The 18,196-nt window shown below is 46.8% G+C and carries 14 protein-coding genes and 1 other annotated feature (1 of these 15 cut by a window edge); of the genes, 6 read left to right on the top strand and 8 right to left on the bottom strand.

Going from position 1 to position 18,196, the window contains the following annotated elements; translation table 11 throughout:
- Nucleotides 1-114: 114 nt before the first annotated feature.
- The 6 genes from M2403_RS01080 (at nt 115) to gndA (ending at nt 10,856) form a co-directional block, all read left to right on the top strand.
- The gene (locus tag M2403_RS01080; RefSeq protein ID WP_152325839.1) at nt 115-951 is read left to right on the top strand and encodes an ABC transporter permease; all 837 of its coding nucleotides are present in this window, start codon (nt 115-117) and stop codon (nt 949-951) included.
- Nucleotides 941-2,320: an ABC transporter ATP-binding protein gene (locus M2403_RS01075; RefSeq protein ID WP_152325840.1), complete on the top strand. Its 1,380-nt coding sequence runs from the start codon at nt 941-943 to the stop codon at nt 2,318-2,320. Before M2403_RS01080 ends, M2403_RS01075 begins: the two co-directional genes overlap by 11 nt.
- Nucleotides 2,307-7,343 carry a rhamnan synthesis F family protein gene (locus tag M2403_RS01070; RefSeq protein ID WP_259228310.1) on the top strand — a complete coding sequence of 1,679 codons (5,037 nt, stop codon included), beginning with the start codon at nt 2,307-2,309 and terminating at the stop codon, nt 7,341-7,343. The genes M2403_RS01075 and M2403_RS01070 overlap by 14 nt, the downstream gene beginning before the upstream one ends.
- Nucleotides 7,344-7,418: 75 nt before the next feature.
- Complete coding sequence (locus M2403_RS01065; protein ID WP_259228309.1) at nt 7,419-8,339, top strand: glycosyltransferase family 2 protein; 921 nt, start codon at nt 7,419-7,421, stop codon at nt 8,337-8,339.
- Between the two features lie 14 nt (nt 8,340-8,353).
- Nucleotides 8,354-9,172 (top strand): glycosyltransferase, encoded by an 819-nt coding sequence (locus M2403_RS01060; protein WP_259228306.1) that lies wholly within the window; start codon nt 8,354-8,356, stop codon nt 9,170-9,172.
- A gap of 274 nt (nt 9,173-9,446) precedes the next feature.
- Nucleotides 9,447-10,856: an NADP-dependent phosphogluconate dehydrogenase gene (gene gndA / locus M2403_RS01055; RefSeq protein ID WP_165057033.1), complete on the top strand. Its 1,410-nt coding sequence runs from the start codon at nt 9,447-9,449 to the stop codon at nt 10,854-10,856.
- Nucleotides 10,857-10,956: 100 nt separating this feature from the next.
- Here gndA and hisIE read toward each other — a convergent pair whose 3' ends face one another.
- The 8 genes from hisIE to hisG are packed head-to-tail and all read right to left on the bottom strand — an operon-like array spanning nt 10,957 to nt 18,112.
- Nucleotides 10,957-11,571 carry a bifunctional phosphoribosyl-AMP cyclohydrolase/phosphoribosyl-ATP diphosphatase HisIE gene (gene hisIE, locus M2403_RS01050; protein ID WP_165058661.1) on the bottom strand — a complete coding sequence of 205 codons (615 nt, stop codon included), beginning with the start codon at nt 11,569-11,571 and terminating at the stop codon, nt 10,957-10,959.
- 23 nt (nt 11,572-11,594) lie between these two features.
- A complete protein-coding gene (gene hisF, locus M2403_RS01045) occupies nt 11,595-12,368 on the bottom strand; it encodes an imidazole glycerol phosphate synthase subunit HisF (protein ID WP_259228304.1) in 774 nt (257 codons plus the stop codon).
- Entirely contained in the window at nt 12,350-13,087 is a 738-nt protein-coding gene (gene hisA / locus M2403_RS01040) for a 1-(5-phosphoribosyl)-5-[(5-phosphoribosylamino)methylideneamino]imidazole-4-carboxamide isomerase (protein WP_259228302.1), read from the bottom strand. Before hisA ends, hisF begins: the two co-directional genes overlap by 19 nt.
- Before the next feature lie 5 nt (nt 13,088-13,092).
- On the bottom strand, nt 13,093-13,683 hold the full coding sequence (hisH, locus tag M2403_RS01035) for an imidazole glycerol phosphate synthase subunit HisH (protein ID WP_152325847.1): 591 nt from the start codon (nt 13,681-13,683) through the stop codon (nt 13,093-13,095).
- Nucleotides 13,683-14,765 carry a bifunctional histidinol-phosphatase/imidazoleglycerol-phosphate dehydratase HisB gene (gene hisB / locus M2403_RS01030; RefSeq protein ID WP_208950657.1) on the bottom strand — a complete coding sequence of 361 codons (1,083 nt, stop codon included), beginning with the start codon at nt 14,763-14,765 and terminating at the stop codon, nt 13,683-13,685. The genes hisH and hisB overlap by 1 nt, the downstream gene beginning before the upstream one ends.
- On the bottom strand, nt 14,762-15,895 hold the full coding sequence (gene hisC / locus M2403_RS01025; RefSeq protein WP_259228297.1) for a histidinol-phosphate transaminase: 1,134 nt from the start codon (nt 15,893-15,895) through the stop codon (nt 14,762-14,764). Before hisC ends, hisB begins: the two co-directional genes overlap by 4 nt.
- Entirely contained in the window at nt 15,895-17,208 is a 1,314-nt protein-coding gene (hisD, locus tag M2403_RS01020; protein ID WP_259228296.1) for a histidinol dehydrogenase, read from the bottom strand. Before hisD ends, hisC begins: the two co-directional genes overlap by 1 nt.
- A gap of 4 nt (nt 17,209-17,212) precedes the next feature.
- Entirely contained in the window at nt 17,213-18,112 is a 900-nt protein-coding gene (gene hisG, locus M2403_RS01015) for an ATP phosphoribosyltransferase (RefSeq protein ID WP_101078671.1), read from the bottom strand.
- Nucleotides 18,113-18,185: 73 nt separating this feature from the next.
- Nucleotides 18,186-18,196 (bottom strand) — a sequence feature (His leader region); it runs 111 nt beyond the window's last position.

Below are 18,196 nucleotides of genomic sequence, written 5' to 3'. Positions count from 1 at the left end.
TCAGTAAATTGATTCAGGTAAATTTCAAGGTGTCAATTAATTTGAGTTGAGTTTTTACAAACCTCAGCTCAAAGAAACTGTTAACTTTCAAATGTGAAGCAAAAAGAGAAGTCTATGAATCCTCATTTAGGAAAACCCACTTCACTGCTTTCGCTATTTAATAGCGCGTGGAATAATAAAAATTTAATATTACAGATGGCTAAGCGTGAAATTATTGGCCGGTATCGTGGTTCAGTGATGGGGGTCTTATGGTCATTCATCAACCCAATTTTTATGCTGGTTGTATATACGTTGGTGTTCTCGGTTGTTTTTAAAGCCCGCTGGGGCACTCAGTCTGCTGGAAATGAATCTAAAGCCGATTTTGCGATTATTCTCTTCGTCGGTTTGATCATCCACACACTGTTAGCTGAAATGCTCAGTCGTGCCCCTTCGATGATTTTAAATAATGTAAATTATGTTAAAAAAGTAGTTTTCCCTCTTGAAATACTACCTCTAGTCGCGCTGGGTAATGTGCTTTTCCATAGTTTTGTTAGCACATTTGTGTTGTCTGCGGCTTTTGTAATATTTAACGGTTATCTCCATTGGACTATAGTTTTCTTTCCATTAGTCCTGTTCCCTTTGATTTTACTGACGCTGGGTTTAACTTGGTTTCTTGCCTCATTAGGGGTGTTTATCCGTGATGTTAGTCAAACCATTTCGATTGTAGTCACTGTACTAATGTTTCTTTCCCCAGTGTTTTATCCCATTACAGCTGTGCCTGTTGCAATGAGAAAAATAATTTTACTTAACCCATTGACATTTATTATTGAGCAAGGGAGATCCGTCATTATTTGGGGGAAATTACCTGATTTTATGGGGCTGGCAATATATTCCTTGATTGCAGTTTTCATTATGTGGTTAGGGTATGCCTGGTTCCAAAAGACTAGAAAAGGATTCGCAGATGTCCTCTGATGATTTTGCAATTAGAATTGAAAATGTTGATAAATGTTTCCAGGTGTATGAAAGTCCTGCGCGCAGGCTTAAGCAATTCGTTATGCCTAAAATTGACCGTAAATTAGGGAAAGAGGCACGTATCTATCATCAGGACTTCTGGGCGTTAAAAGATGTGTCTTTTAATTTACCTCGTGGCCAGACAATGGGGATTGTTGGCCAAAATGGTTCTGGTAAGTCCACACTCTTGCAAATAATTGCTGGGACTTTAACGCCGACAGCGGGAAATATAGCTGTCAATGGTCGCGTTGCAGCCTTACTGGAACTGGGGGCAGGTTTTAATTCCGATTTCACAGGTCTGGAAAATGTTTATTTAAATGCTTCACTCTTGGGGTTATCTAAAGAGGAAACTGAAAATAAATTAGATGATATATTATCTTTCGCAGACATTGGCGATTTTATCAACTCTCCGGTCCGTTCTTATTCGAGTGGAATGTTGGTCCGCCTTGCATTTGCCGTTCAGGCGCAAATAGACCCAGATATTCTTATTGTTGATGAGGCCCTGGCGGTTGGAGATGCGAAATTTCAGGCAAAATGTTTTTCGCGACTGAAAAGGCTTAAACAGGACGGTACTTCAATTCTTTTTGTATCACATGCAACAGAGCAAATTGTCACCCATTGTGATAGTGCATTGCTGTTAGACCATGGGGTGGTACAAGTTCAGGGTAGCCCTAATGATGTTGTTAACAGGTATTTGGATGTTCTTTTTGGTAAGAAAAACGGCTCATCGATTAGAAAAGATCAAGATGATAAACTTGAGAAGGCTGTTTCCCGCGAAGTTCAAATTCGGGACCGGGAATCGAAATCTAATCTCTCACCTGGAAGCTTCAGCTCATTGTTGACGGGAGAATACTCAGAACGCCCTAACTATAATCCGTCAGAGTACCGATGGGGAGACCGTGCAGCGGAACTGATAGATTTTTACATCTGTCAGGATGGTGAAGATTATCCAAGCACCGTTACTCCCGGAAAAGAATTAACCTTGGCTATTAAAGTAAGATTTCATGATGTTGTTGTGAGGCCAATATTTGGTTTCGCAATTAAAACTAAAGAAGGCGTGACAATCTATAATACGAATAGTGAATGGCAATCTGTAGACTTGGTTGATGTGGCGGAAATTAATACTGAAATGATGGTTTCTGTTACATTGCCGATGATGGTGTATGAGGGTGATTTCTTTATCTCTGTCGGTATTGCCAGTAGTTCTCTTGATGGTGAAATCATACCGCATGACCGCCGGTATGATTCAATACACTTGGCTGTCGGGCCTGTAAAATCTTTCACTGGCTTAGCCAATTTGAATGCGAGAATAAATTTTGAAACAGAATAACATACATGAAATTTTATTAAATAATGATTTCTTTATTGATAAAACGACCAATGTTTGGCGTCCTGTTGAATTGCCAGCTTTTGCATATAATGACGGTGATGAGGCTGAGAATTACGTATTGAAGTCCGTTACCGAATCAGTTGATGTGAGCATTAATTCAAAAGAGCTGTCAGATAAGATGAAGGATTGGCCATCCACTTATCATCTTTCCTCTAGACGCTCGAATTTACTGCGTCCTTTTGAGCAATGGTTGAAGGGCAAAAAGGTTCTTGAAATAGGTTGCGGTTGCGGTGCAATAACGCGTTTTTTAGGAGAGAGTGGCGCTGATGTTGTATCGGTAGAAGGGAGCCTTCGACGAGCTCAAATTGCAAGAGCACGAACCCGAGATTTGTCTAATGTTGACGTTATTTGTGCACCGAGTGATATTATACCAGACATTGGTCATTTTGACGCAGTTATACTTGTAGGTGTATTGGAATATGCGCGAGTATTTCTTGGACGCGATGGCCAAAAAACCCTTTTAGATTCATGTCGTGACAGAATGACTGAGTCGGGCAGGCTTTTCGTCGCAATTGAAAATAAATTAGGTATAAAGTATTTCTCCGGTGTCAATGAAGATCATGTAAACTTGCCAATGTTTGGTATCAACAACTCTTACACTGAAGAAAGCGTCGTTACTTTTGGCCGTAGTGAACTTAAAGCTGTATTAGCTAATTCAGGTTTTTTGCATAACGAAGAATTTTTGCCGCTTCCTGATTATAAATTACCCGTTAGCATCATTTGTCCTCTTGGATGGAAAAACTTTTCATCACAATTCTCGCAACTGGCAATCGAAAGTGCACATCAGGACCCCCAGAAAAATTCAGAAAATTATTTTTCAATTGAGGAAGGCATTTATAACATCTGGAATAATGATCTCGCGGCTGATTTGAGTAACTCTTTTTTAATGATAAGCAGTCAGGTAAAACCTGATGAGGGAATTATTGATAATACGATTGCTGCTTATCATTTTTCAGATGGTAGAGCTAATGAATTCAAAAAAACAACAATTTTCCAAACAAATTTAGATGATGAATTAGTTGTGCATACCAGTGGTGGTGATGTTTCAATTCCATCATCAGTTAATGAACATTCAATTGTTGAAAGTGGCGCTTTCCATGACGGAGAGAGTTTATGGCTTTCCCTCGTTCATACTGTTAACAAACCCAACTGGACAATTCAAGCTATCGTTTGCTGGTCCAGTATATGGATTAATGAAATACAAAAGCGAGCTAGTCTTTCTAACGAATTCAATAGCCTGACGGTTTTGCCTTCTGATTTTTTGGATGCAATGCCATTTAATTTTATTACATTAGATAATGGTGATAAGAAACTTTTTGACCAAGAGTGGAATTCACCTGCTGAGATTACTCTGGGATATATAGTCTTCAGAGGGATTTTCCATTCTCTATTAAGATTGACGTCAATTTCATTTAGCCCGTCATATCGTGGCGAAAGTATTGCTGATTTTTCGTTATTAATTATGAATGCTATAGGCTTTAACTGTGACGACGATTTAAAAAATATCTGGCTGGATGCAGAAGCAGATTTCCTGGCATCTGTTCAGTCTAAAGATTCTGTTGCAATACTCTCTGTTCTTAAAGAGGTAAAATTAAATGTCAGAAGGGATTCTGCAAAGGCTATTGTCAACGACTTAAATAATGCAATTGAAGAACAGAAACATTTACAGAAGCATATTGCAGAACTGCTTACTGTAGCTGATGAGCGCGCAAGCGTAATTCAGTCACTTGAATTAGATATTGCCGGTAAAGAGATGACTATTAAAACATTAGAAGATACGAACAGAGTAAATGTTGATAAATCAAATAATTCTCAATTAGAATTGCTGGATAAAATATCTTTACGTGATCAACAACTCGCTGAACTTTATAATGATGCTGCTCTCAATGAGCAGCTTTTGGGCCAATCCCGCCATGAAAATTATTTATTGCAACAGCAACTAAATGGTATTTACGATTCAACCAGCTGGAAATTTTCAGCCCCTATTCGTGTGATTTCAAGACGAACCCCTTCTTATTTGCGCAATCCAGCGCGCCTGATTTTTAGAAAATTTTTCTATATTGGACAGAAAGTTAAAGTTAAGTCGGGCCAGGCTGTGCAGAACATTACACGCCCTGTAAAAATGCTCGCTACAAGAGTGAACCAGCGCAGTAGAACATACGCACAGCGTGTTTATCATGCACTGCCAGATAGATATAAGCTTAGTGCTTTAAAAGTTGCGATGAAATTAAAACCAGAATGGTTCTATGACCATCCATCTTTCATGCGTACGAACGACAGCATTGCAGGGTTTAGGCAGGCTAAAACTGACTGGATGGTAGATATTAATGCCTGCAGAGACAATTTTAAAGGAACACCTGGAAAGGTCGCTGTACATTGCCATATATTTTATCATGATCTAATAAACGAGTTTAGCGCCCATCTTTCAGCTATTCCATTCTTATTTGACGTTTATGTTTCAGTTACAACTGAGGAAGGAAGAGAGGTTTGTACTAATGCGCTGAAGCAAATAAAAAACATTTCGAATCTATATGTTGAAATTGTACCGAACCGCGGTAGAGATATTGCTCCGATGTTCTGTCAGTTTGGTGAACGGATAAAGGAATACGATTATGTCTGTCATATACAGAGCAAAAAGTCTCTCTATAACGGTGGGACAACATTGGGATGGCGTGAGTACTTGTTTAATGCTCTTTTAGGTACAGAAAAAAATATAAATCGTATTTTTGGGTTATTCCAAGATAATCCTTCGGTAGGTATCATCTTCCCCCAAGCTTTTGTTCAGGTCCCGTATCCGGCATTTACATGGTTGGCTAATAAACGAGATGGTGCAATGCTTTGTCAACGCATTGGTATACCGATGCCTGAAAGTTATTACCATTTCCCTGCGGGTTCCATGTTTTGGGCAAAAATGTCAGCAATGAAACCTCTTTTTGACCTGAATCTTAAATGGGAAGAATTCCCTGAAGAATTAGGCCAAACTGATGGTACATTAGCGCATGCGCTGGAAAGGATGCTCGGTATTGTACCAACATCTCAAAACTATCAGTCAATTATTATTAAAGACCATAGCAGTCCTTCTTGGTCACCATTCCGCTTTGATCAGCAATATTTAAATCGTGCAGATGAAACTTATAGCCATTTGATCAGAGATTCCAAAACTAAAGTTATAGCATTCGATATTTTTGATACATTACTTGTTCGTCCATTACTCGTTGCTGACCATACTAAAGAAATCATTCGTCAGAAGTTGGATGAGGCTGAGGGTAAGCTCTTTGCTAATTTCCGAGCAATAGCAGAGGTTAATGCACGTAATATTAAAGGGAAAGATATTTCCATCTCTGATATATATGAGCAGTTTGGTTTACTAACTAAACTGTCTGTTGAGAAATGTGCTGAAATCCAATGCATTGAGGAAAATATTGAATTAGAATCAGTATCACCTCGAAAAGATATGATACACCTCCTCAATAAATCAAAAGAGTGGGGCAAACGTGTTGTTCTCATCAGCGATATGTTTTTATCGATACAAACTATCAAAACAATGTTAAAGCTCAATGGGATTGATAATTATGATCGCCTATACCTTTCCTCAGATTTGGGCATAAGGAAAGATACCGGACAACTCTATTCATTCATGCTTGCTGAAGAAGGCGTGAAGGGTGAGGAAGTTGTTATGTTTGGTGATAATGAGCGTTCCGATTTGCAACTGCCTTGTGATGAGTTCAAATTGCGTGCGTTACACATACTCCGGGCCGCAGACCTCGCTAAATCTTTGCCTGAATATGAGACTCTTGTTCGACCAGAAGTTTATGAGAACAATCTCAATAGAGAATTGACCATTGGGATGTTAGTCAGAGAAAATCTGAATAAATGCTACAATTTTGATGCTAATGATATTGCTATATTTTCATCTATCCCTCGTCAACTTGGCTTTAATCTCGTGGGGCCGACAATATCAGCATTTTGCGCATGGCTTGCTAAGAGAGCAAAAGCACGAAATGTGACGGATCTGTATTTCCTTGCTCGTGAGGGTAAGCTAATCAAGCAAGTTTATGATGCATGGTCCAAAACAGTTGATGATGCACCAAATAGCCACTATCTACAGGTTTCTCGCAGAGCGGTTAATGTACCGAATATTGCGTCATTCGAAGATATTTGTGCAATCGCGATGTCTAACTATTATCCTAATAAAGTACAGAGCTTTTTCTACGAACGGTTTGGTTTAGAACTTTCAGATGATCGTTGGAATGAAATTTATGCTTCAGGTGTCTGGAATAAAGGTACTTTACTCCAGGTAAAAGACGGGGATTTGTCTGCTATTAATGAGTTATTACATGTTCTTACACCTGATATTTTGGCTGAGGCTTCAGCTGAAAAGAATATCCTTTTACAGTATTTAGACTCTGTTGGTCTTACCAGCAGCGAAAATGCGGCGGTAGTGGATGTGGGATATTCTGGGACGATCCAAAAATCTATAAATAAATTACTAACTGGTCCGATTCACGGATTCTATTTCGCTACTGCACATAACATCCGCGATACTATGCCTGACAATGCATTTGCTGAAGGTTGTTATGTTGAATTGGGTCAGGCTATAAATACTGGTTCCCGCATATTCAGTAACAGTTTCTGCTTAGAGCAATTATTAAGCGCTAATGATCCACAGGTGACGAAGTATGTCTTTGATGAAGATAATTTATTCAAACCATGTTTTAAAGTTTTAAGTGAAGCGGAATTGTCTACTCAACTCACCCGGAATGCGTTGCAAGAAGGTGCAATGGACTTCGTATATCAGTCTGTTGATATTAAAAATAAATTTTACAATAGCTTTGAACCTTCGGTAGAGATTGCTGATGTACTGTATGCTGATTTCATTGAAGCAACACTTGAAAATAAGAACAGTGTTCTGGAAAAAATGGTTCTTGATGATGACTATTGTGGACGAGGTTTGATCAACTGAATTCTTGGATCTCTTTTCGAAAGTCTGCCCTGTGGGGCAGACTTTTTCTCAATATCAGAATAAGGTTATCCCAATATGCAGGATCATGAAATCGCAGTTATGATGTGCACTTATAATGGTGCACCATATTTGCTATCTCAACTAGAGTCTATTGAAAATCAATCTGTCAATAATGTACATATTTACATATCTGACGATGGTTCTTCCGACGAAACCTGCGCAATAGCTCGTTCATTTATTAACTGCTCCCACTTAAAGGGCACACACTTAAAAGGTCCAAAACGCGGTTTTGTAGAAAACTTCATGCATATGATCAACAATGAAGAAATATGCGAGAAGTATTATGCCTTTTCTGATCAAGATGACGTCTGGAAATCTGACAAGCTGGAGCGGGCGATTAATTGGCTTTCTGAGATCCCTGATGATGTGCCGGCGCTGTATTGTTCCAGAACAACATTGACGGATGCTCACGGAAAAATCATCGGGGCTTCCCCTAACTATAAGCGTCCTCCTTCTTTCGCAAATTCAATTCTTCAAAATATTGCCAGTGGAAATACGATGGTTTTCAATCATAAGGCCAGAGAGCTTCTTGCTCTGGCTTATGGCATTCCTATGGTTGCGCATGACTGGTCGCTCTATCAGATTGTCAGCGGATGTGGTGGGAAAGTTTTTTTTGACACTATTCCTACTGTACTTTATCGGCAACACCATAATAATGTTATCGGCAATAGTATGGGGTTGGGTAAGCGACTACAAAATTTCTTGCAGGCTCACAGTGGGAGAGCGGCTATCTGGAATAATATGAATTTTGAAGTGCTGAACAGCGTCAGTCGGTACCTTACGCCGGAGTCTACGGCGACTCTGCACGACTTTAAAGACATCAGGAATAGTAGCCTCTCAATGAGGTTAAAACTGATGAAAAGTTCCGGTATCTATCATCAACAGGCCATCGGCTACTTCACCACACTGACTTATGTGCTGCTGAATAAAATATAAGACTGGTATAAATAGTGAAAATCATCGCTTCCTTAGTGCTCTATAAACACCAGTATGCGGATATTGAGCCAACGATTAACTCATTGATTAATGAGGAAACTATCTCAAAAATTGTCATTGTCGATAATGGCGGGGAATGCCGCTGGTTAAAAGACTATATTCACCCTAAAATTGAAATCCTAATTTTAAAGACCAATTGCGGTTTTGGGACTGGTCATAATGAAGTATTAAGGCGTTATGCAGACAAGTATGAGTTTACCCTGATCTGTAATCCGGACATTGCTTTCAAATCCGGCGAAGTTGACAAACTCTATCATTACAGTGCTATTAATAAGATCGGATTGAGCATCCCTAAAGTCACTTACCCAGATGGTTCCTTGCAGCATTGCTGTCGACTATTGCCGACACCGTATCAGCTTTTTGTAAGACGTTTTTTTACTCGCCTTTCCAGCGGTATTAACGAGACTTATGAACTCCATAAGGCTGATCTCACTCAAGCATTTTTCGCCCCCTCATTATCCGGATGCTTCATGCTCATAAGCAGGGATGCATTGAGAGTAACAAAAGGTTTTGATCCCCGTTTTTTCCTTTATTTGGAAGATGTCGATTTATCTCGAAGGGTCAGCCAATCAGAATTCTCTGTACGATATTGCCCTAACTCTGTTGTCGTACATGAGGCTCAGCGTTCCTCATATCAAAATAAAAAATTTATGATTTATCACGTTGTTTCTGCAATTAAATATTTCAATAAATGGGGCTGGTTCTGCGATAAGGAGAGAGCACGGCTTAACCAGAAATGTCTTAGGCAGTTACCGACTAAGAATCGAAGTTAATCAACAAGTCGTTAAAGTGTGCCTGCAAAAGCTCTTTTTCACCTGCATTCCCCACATGTTACCGGTAAAGTGAAGTCGGCCTCTGAGAAAGGCGAGGCTGGTGGTTGCCGGTATGTGCGATCAGAATATTGTTATGGCTGCAATAGGTTCACCCTTTGCCATTCTCATGTACAATGCTTGTGTTCATTTGTATAGCTCAGTGCAGTTAAACTCACTGTTAACAGGGGTTTAGACTAAAAACTGGGCGATCAACTATTTCAGACAGGAGTTGCTAATGTCCAAACAACAGATCGGCGTTGTCGGTATGGCGGTCATGGGCCGTAACCTCGCGCTTAACATCGAGAGCCGTGGTTATTCCGTTTCCATTTTTAACCGTTCTGGCGACAAGACTGACGAAGTCATCGCAGAGAATCCGGGTAAAAATCTGGTTCCGCACTACACCGTCGAAGAGTTTGTTGACTCGCTGGAAAAACCACGTCGTATCTTGCTGATGGTGAAAGCCGGTGAAGCAACTGACAAAACCATCGCATCCCTGACTCCGCACCTGGATAAAGGCGACATCCTGATCGATGGCGGCAACACCTACTATAAAGACACCATTCGCCGAAACCGCGAACTGTCTGAGCAGGGCTTCAATTTCATCGGTACCGGCGTGTCCGGCGGTGAAGAGGGCGCGCTGAAAGGCCCGTCAATCATGCCTGGCGGTCAGAAAGAAGCGTACGCACTGGTGGCGCCAATTCTTGAAAAAATCGCAGCACGTGCTGAAGATGGCGACGCCTGCGTCGCTTACATCGGCGCTGATGGCGCAGGTCATTACGTCAAGATGGTTCACAACGGTATCGAATACGGCGACATGCAGCTGATCGCAGAAGCCTATTCCCTGTTGAAACAGTCCCTGAACCTGAGCAACGAAGAGCTGGCAACCACCTTCGCTGAGTGGAACAAAGGCGAGCTGAGCAGCTACCTGATTGATATCACCAAAGACATTTTCACCAAGAAAGACGAAGAAGGTAAATACCTGGTCGACGTGATTCTGGATGAAGCGGCGAACAAAGGCACCGGTAAATGGACCAGCCAGAGCTCTCTGGATCTGGGCGAACCACTGACTCTGATCACCGAGTCTGTGTTTGCGCGTTATCTGTCTTCTCTGAAAGATCAGCGCGTTGCGGCTTCTAAAGTGCTGTCCGGCCCGGCTGTTAAACCTTTCACTGGCGACAAAGCTGAGTTCATCGAGAAAGTTCGTCGTGCTCTGTACCTGGGTAAACTCGTCTCTTACGCGCAGGGCTTCTCACAGCTTAAAGCGGCTTCTGACGAGAACAACTGGGATCTGAACTACGGCGAAATCGCGAAGATCTTCCGTGCGGGTTGTATTATCCGTGCTCAGTTCTTGCAGAAAATTACGGATGCTTACGCTGAAAACGCGTCCATTGCTAACCTGCTGCTGGCTCCGTACTTCAAAAACATCGCTGACGAATATCAGCAAGCGCTGCGTGATGTTGTGTCTTATGCTGTTCAGAACGGTATCCCGACACCAACGTTCTCTGCTGCGATCAACTACTACGACAGCTACCGTTCAGCGGTTCTGCCGGCTAACCTGATCCAGGCACAGCGTGACTATTTCGGTGCACATACTTACAAACGCACTGATAAAGATGGCGTATTCCATACCGAATGGTTGGATTAATTCGTTTAACGGTGTGCTGAAAAGCGCGCCGTTGCTTGCGTCATAAAAAAAGCCGCCAATGCATCAGCAAAGGCGGCTTTTTTACGTCTTAGAATTGACGTTATTTCTTATGACGCTGACGCAGGTTATCAATCACCGCACTCAGGTTCAAATCCTGATCCTGCAACAACACCAGCAGGTGATAGACCAAATCTGACGCTTCGTTTTTCAGCTCAAAGCGGTCGTTGACAGTGGCAGCAAGCGCGGTTTCCACACCTTCTTCACCGACTTTCTGTGCGATACGTTTGGTGCCGCTGGCATACAATTTGGCGGTGTAGGAGCTTTCCGGATCGGCGGTTTTACGCGAAGCCAGCAGCTCTTCCAGCTGATACAGAAATGCCCAGTCGGTTTCGGCAGGGTGGAAACAACTGTTGTTGCCTTTATGGCAGGTCGGACCCACCGGATTGACCAGCACCAGCAGCGTATCGTTATCGCAATCAGGCGTAATGCTGACCACGTTCAGATAATTTTCTGAGGTCTCACCTTTGGTCCACAAACGTTCTTTGGTGCGTGAATAGAACGTCACTTTGCCGCAAGATTGCGTAACGTTCAGGGCTTCCTGATTCATGTAACCGAGCATCAGCACTTCGCCAGACACTGCATGCTGGATGATTGCCGGCATCAGGTTATCGACTTTTTTCCAGTCGAGCTGGCTGATTTGTTCGCCGGTCAGCAGACCGGTTTTTACTTCCTGATTACTCACAAGCGGATCTCCACGCCATTTTCAGCTAAATAGCTTTTCAGCTCGCCAATATTGATAATTTGTTTGTGGAACACCGATGCGGCCAGTGCGCCATCAACGCGTGCTTCGCGGATAGCGTCGAGGAAGTGTGGCATTGTGCCCGCACCGCCGGAAGCGATGAGCGGAACATGGCAAACTTCGCGGATCATCTTCAGCTGTTCCAGATCGTATCCATTACGCACGCCGTCCTGATTCATCATGTTCAGCACGATTTCGCCCGCGCCGCGTTCCTGCACTTCCTTCACCCAGTCAATTGTCTGCCAGGTGGTCACTTTGGTGCGTGCTTCGTCGCCGGTAAACTGATGGACCTGATAAGTGCCGGTCGCCGCGTCGTGCCAGGTATCGATACCCACAACGATGCACTGTACACCATAACGGTCGGCGAGGCGGCTGATCAGCGTCGGGTTGGCGAGAGCAGGGGAGTTAATGGAGATTTTATCGGCGCCAAACTGCAAAATCTGCCCCGCATCTTCCAGGCTTTTGATCCCACCAGCGACACAAAACGGGATATCGATGACTTCTGCCACGCGCGACACCCAGCTTTTATCGACCACACGGCCATCGCTGGAAGCGGTGATATCGTAAAACACCAGTTCGTCTGCGCCTTCTTCAGCATAACGCTTCGCTAATGGCACGATGTCACCGATGATTTCGTGATTGCGGAACTGCACGCCTTTTACGACCTGGCCGTCTTTAACGTCGAGGCAGGGAATTATCCGTTTTGCCAGCATGAAATTGCCTCCGTCACATTGAATTTACCGTCGAGTAATGCCCGCCCGACAATCACGCCTTTCACGCCGCTGTCACGCAGATTGGCGATGTCCTGCAATGAACCGATACCGCCGGAAGCCTGAAAAGCAACCAGCGGAAAATGCGCGGTCACTTCACGGTACAACTCAACGTTTGAACCTGCCAGCGTGCCGTCGCGGGAAATATCCGTGCACAAAACGTGTTTCAGGCCGAAAGGCAGAAACAGTTCCACGATCTCTTCAAGCGTGGAACTGGAATTTTCCTGCCAGCCGCTGACGGCAACGTTTTTAGTGCCATCGGCAGCAATGCGGACATCGAGCGCCAGAACCAGGGCGTCTGCGCCGAAACGTTGGAACCAGCCCTGAACTTTCTGCGGTTCTTTAACCGCCGTCGAACCCACGACGACGCGGGTTGCACCGGCATTCAGCAAGGCTTCAATGTCCTGTTCGGTGCGGACACCGCCACCGACCTGAACTGGTACAGACACGCCCGCCAGCAATTTTGTCAGCAATGGGATCTGACGAGCCGCCGGATCTTTCGCGCCGGTTAAGTCAACCAGATGCAAAACTTCTGCACCTTGCTGCTGATAATCCTGCAAACGTGGAAGCGGATCGTTGCCATAATCACGCTGCTGGCCGTAATCGCCCTGATGCAAACGCACCACGCTGCCTTCGATCAAATCTAAAGCCGGGATAATCATCCTGTTTACATCTCCAGAAAGTTTTTCAGCAACTGTGCGCCCGCCGCACCGGAGCGTTCGGGGTGAAACTGCACACCGAAGAAGTTGTCTTTTTGCACGGCAGCACTGAAAGGCTCACCGTAAAGCGTCTGCGCGATCGTGTTTTCGCAAACCGGCATGGCGAATCCGTGGACGAAATAGAAGTATGCGTTTTCATCTATGCCACGGAATAAATGGCTGTCAGCGTTCGCTGTCACCTGATTCCAGCCCATATGCGGCAAAGGTAAACCGAGATCGGGCATACGGCGCACCGGCGTTTCAATGATCCCCAGCGTATCAATCCCGCCGTTTTCTTCACTGGAAGACGCCAGCAGTTGCATACCGAGACAAATCCCCAGCACCGGCTGTGTACAGGCTTTAATCAGCGCAATCAGTTCGCGCTGTTCGAGTTGTTCCATTGCCGCCTGTGCGGTGCCGACACCCGGTAAAAAGAGCTTATCTGCCTGCAAAACAATTTCCGGATCACGGCTCACCGTCGGTTCAAAACCCAGACGCTGAACCGCATATTTCACGGAAGAAAGGTTGGCACAGCCCGTATCAAGGATAACGACGTTCATCACAGCACTCCTTTCGAGCTCGGCAATGTATTGCCATCGACACGAATCGCCTGACGCAGCGTGCGCCCGAATGCCTTGAACAGGCTCTCGACGCGATGGTGATCGTTCTTACCTTTGGTGCGCAGGTGCAGGGTACAGGCCATTGCGTAGGACAGTGAACGGAAGAAGTGCTCGACCATTTCCGTGCTCAGATCGCCGACGCGCTGATAGTTAAACTCTGCCTTATATTCCAGGTGCGGGCGGCCGGAGATATCCAGTGCGCAGCGCGCCAGACATTCGTCCATCGGCAATACAAACCCGAAACGGCCAATGCCGCGTTTATCGCCCAGCGCCTTATTAATGGCTTCACCCAGCGCCAGCGCCGTGTCTTCAACGGTGTGGTGATCGTCGATATACAAATCACCTTTCACTTCGATGTTCATGCGGAAACCGCCATGGGTGGCAATCTGATCCAGCATGTGGTCGAAGAAGCCGACGCCGGTGCGGATCTTGCTTTCGCCTTCGCGATCCAGCCAGACATCCACGTCAATTGCGGTTTCACGGGTCACGCGGTTCACTTTGGCATGGCGGTCGCGTTTCGTCAGTTGCCCGGCAATATTGGCCCAGTTCAGCGTATCGCGCTGATAACGCAGCCCGGCGATACCCATATTGGCGGCGAGCTGGATGTCGGTATCACGGTCGCCAATCACATAACTGTTGGCGGTATCGATGACGCCGCTTTCCAGATAAGCCTGCACCAGTTTGGTTTTAGGCTTGCGGCAGTCGCAGTGGTCCGCAGGCAGGTGCGGGCAAATCAGCACATCATCGAAAACCACGCCCTGCGAAGTCAGGATTTGCATCATCAGATTGTGCGGTGGATCGAACGTTTCTTGTGGGAAACTGGCTGTGCCCAGACCGTCCTGATTGGTGATCATCACCAGCTTAAAGCCAGCGTTTTGCAGGGACAGCAGGGCCGGAATAACGCCGGGCTCCAGCGCCAGTTTGTCCAGACGGTCGACCTGGAAATCTTCCGGCGGCTCAGAAATCAGGGTGCCGTCACGGTCAATAAAGAGCGTTTTTTGAAATTGTGGACTCTGGCTCACATGTGCTCCTTGCGGGGGCTATTTTGTTTTTCATTAATGGAGGCGGCAGCGGCACCGGGTAGCGCCTGCAATGCGGTAATGACGCGCTGGAGCTCTTCCCGGGTGCCGATAGTAATACGTAAGCAGCCGGAAAGCCCCGGTTGCTTATTCTGGTCACGCAAGATAATGCCCTGATCCCAGAGGTTTTTAAATGCTGCGGCAGATGCGGTAAAACGCGCCAATACATAGTTGGTATCGCTGGCAAAAACTGCTTCTACGCAGGCGCATTTCTCCAGCTCTTCCTGCAACCAGACGCGGTTTTCAGTCACTTCGGCCACACGCTGACGCATCAGCGCCAGTCCTTCCGGGCTCAGTGCCTGTGCGGCGATATCTGCTACCGGCGTAGATATTGGATAAGGCGCGATCACTTTCATTAATAAGCCGATGACTTCGCTGTTCGCCAGCGTAAAGCCGCAGCGCAAGCCGGCAAGCGCAAAAGCTTTCGACAGCGTTCGCAAAATGGTGAGGTGCGGATATTCCTGCAACCAGCCGGAAACGCTCGCCTGCGGGCAGAATTCGATATACGCCTCGTCCACCGCAACAATCGCGCGGCCACGGGTCATTTCCAGTACGGCGCGGATTTCGTCCGGGTCAATGATATTGCCGGTCGGGTTATTCGGGCTGCACACGTAAACCAGCTTCACACCGTTCAGCGCGGCTTCGATCGCCGGAAGATCCAGAGACCAGTCGGCTTTTGCCGGAACCGTACGGCCTTCCACACCAATGGTTTCAGCACTGACGCTGTACATGCCATACGTCGGCGGACAATAAAGGATAGCGTCTTTGCCCGGTTCGCAGAATGCGCGGATCAAAAGCTCGATGCCTTCATCCGCACCACGGCTGACCAGCACCTGTTCCGGATCCACACCGGCGTAAGCGGCGTAGCGGTTGATCACCCGTGCTGGCTGACATTCCGGATAACGGTTAAACGTCTGCTGCGTCAGTTCAAAATTTGGTGCGATGGCGTATTCATTGGCATTGAGCCACACATCACCGTTGCCACCCAGACGACGGGCGGACTGATAAGGCGTCAGTTCCTGCACGTTTTTACGGGCCAGCGCCTGAACGCTGAGATTCATTTCATTACTCATCAACGCGGCTCCTTCAGGGCATTTACACGCAGGGTGACTGCATTTTTGTGCGCAGTCAGTTGTTCAGCCTGTGCCAGTGTTTCAATCGTTTCCGCCAGCCCCAGCAACCCTTCCGGCGTTAACTGCTGTACGGTCATCCGTTTCTGGAAATCGGCCAGACCCAGGCTTGAACAGGTCGCGGTGTAGCCGTAAGTCGGTAAAACGTGGTTAGTGCCCGACGCATAATCGCCTGCGGATTCCGGTGACCAGTCGCCGAGGAAAACCGAACCGGCGCTGGTGATGCTATCGACCAACTGCTCAGGCTCGCGGGTTTGCAGAATCAGGTGTTCCGGCCCGTAGGCGTTGCTGATTTCGATACACTGCGCGAGATCTTTCGCGACAATCAGACGGCTACTTTCCAGCGCCTGACGCGCAATGTCGCTGCGCGATAACGTCGCCAGCTGACGTTCAACCGCTTCGCCGACGGCCTGCGCCATTTTCACATCCGGCGTCAGTAAAATAACCTGGGAATCCGGGCCGTGTTCCGCCTGTGAAAGCAAATCAGACGCCACGAAATCCGGCGTTGCGCCGCTGTCGGCGATCACCAGCACTTCAGAAGGCCCGGCGGGCATATCGATCGCCGCGCCGTCCAGACTCTGGCTGACCTGACGTTTTGCTTCGGTCACATACGCATTGCCCGGCCCGAAGATTTTCGCCACGCGGGGCACACTTTCCGTGCCGAACGCCAGCGCCGCAATCGCCTGCGCGCCACCCAACTGATACACCTCTTCCACGCCACATAACTGTGCGGCATACAGAATTTCGTCGGCAATCGGCGGCGGCGAACAGAGCACCACTTTCTGGCAGCCTGCGATACGTGCCGGTGTCGCTAACATTAATACGGTGGAGACCAGTGGTGCGGAACCACCCGGAATGTACAGCCCGACGGACTGAATCGGGCGGGTCAGTTGCTGACAACGGACACCCGGCTGCGTTTCGATATCCACCACGGCCAGTTTCTGTGCCTGATGGAAAGTATCGATGTTACGCACCGCGTGCGCCATCGCCTGTTTAACATCATCGCCAAGACGCGCCGCGGCTGCTGCAATTTGCTCCGCGGTGACACGAAGATCCTGCACCTCAGTTTTATCAAAGCGGGCGCAAAACTCGCGCAGCGCACTGTCACCTTCACTGCGGACACGCCGCAGGATCTCGCTCACCGATTCAGTAATACGGTCGGAGGCAGAAATCGCCGGGCGGGTCAGCAGGTCGCGACGCTGCTGTGCGTCGCATTGCTGCCAGTCAATAGGCGTAGAGAACGCGTCAGGCTTCATGGCATTACTCCATCATTTTTTCGATTGGAAGAACCAGAATAGAGCTGGCGCCCAGCGCTTTCAGTTTCTCCATGGTTTCCCAGAACAGCGTTTCGCTGCTAACCATGTGCATGGCAACGCGTTGCTGATCGCCTGCAAGCGGTAAAATAGTCGGACGTTCAGCCCCCGGCAGCAGCGCGACAATTTCGTCCAGACGCTCGCTTGGCGCGTGCAACATAATGTATTTGGATTCGCGGGCCTGAATAACGCCCTGAATACGGGTCATCATTTTGTCGATCAGAAGCTGTTTTGCCTGTGGCATTTCGCCGTCGCGCTGAATAAGGCAGGCTTTGGAGCGGTAAATTACTTCAACTTCACGCAGGCCGTTGGCTTCGAGCGTCGCACCGGTAGACACCAGATCGCAGATTGCGTCCGAAAGACCCGCGCGCGGTGCCACTTCAACGGAGCCGTTCAGCAGGCAGGATTTGAAATCAACGCCTTTTTTATCGAGATACTGTTTGAGCAGGTGTGGGTAGGAGGTGGCGATACGGGCATTTTGCAGGCTTTGCGGACCGGTGTATTCGGTGTCCAGCGGCGTAGCCAGTGACAGACGGCAACCGCCGAAATCCAGACGACGCAGTGTGAAGTAACGCGGGTCTTCGCCCTGAGCGCGGCGGCTCAGCAGCTCTTCTTCCAGCACGTTCTCACCGATAATGCCCAGGTCAACTACGCCGTCCATCACCAGCCCAGGGATATCGTCATCACGAACACGCAAGATGTCGATCGGCATATTTTCGGCGAATGCGATCAGACGCTGTTCCTGCAGGTTGATTTTAATCCCGCAGCGGGCCAGCAGTTCGCGCGACTCATCGCTCAGGCGACCTGACTTCTGCATTGCTATCCGTAAACGTGTTTTATCCAGCATGATGACCTCAGTTTCTCAATTATTTATCGTAAATTCAGTTCGTCAGATTCTTTTACTTCAATTCCTTCGGCCATAAAAAAAGCC

The sequence above is a fragment of the Rahnella sp. BIGb0603 genome, from assembly GCF_024808755.1.
GTDB classification, from domain to species: Bacteria; Pseudomonadota; Gammaproteobacteria; order Enterobacterales; family Enterobacteriaceae; genus Rahnella; species Rahnella contaminans.
Note: the sequence above shows the minus strand (reverse complement) of the source record. Positions and strands in the feature narration are given on the sequence as shown.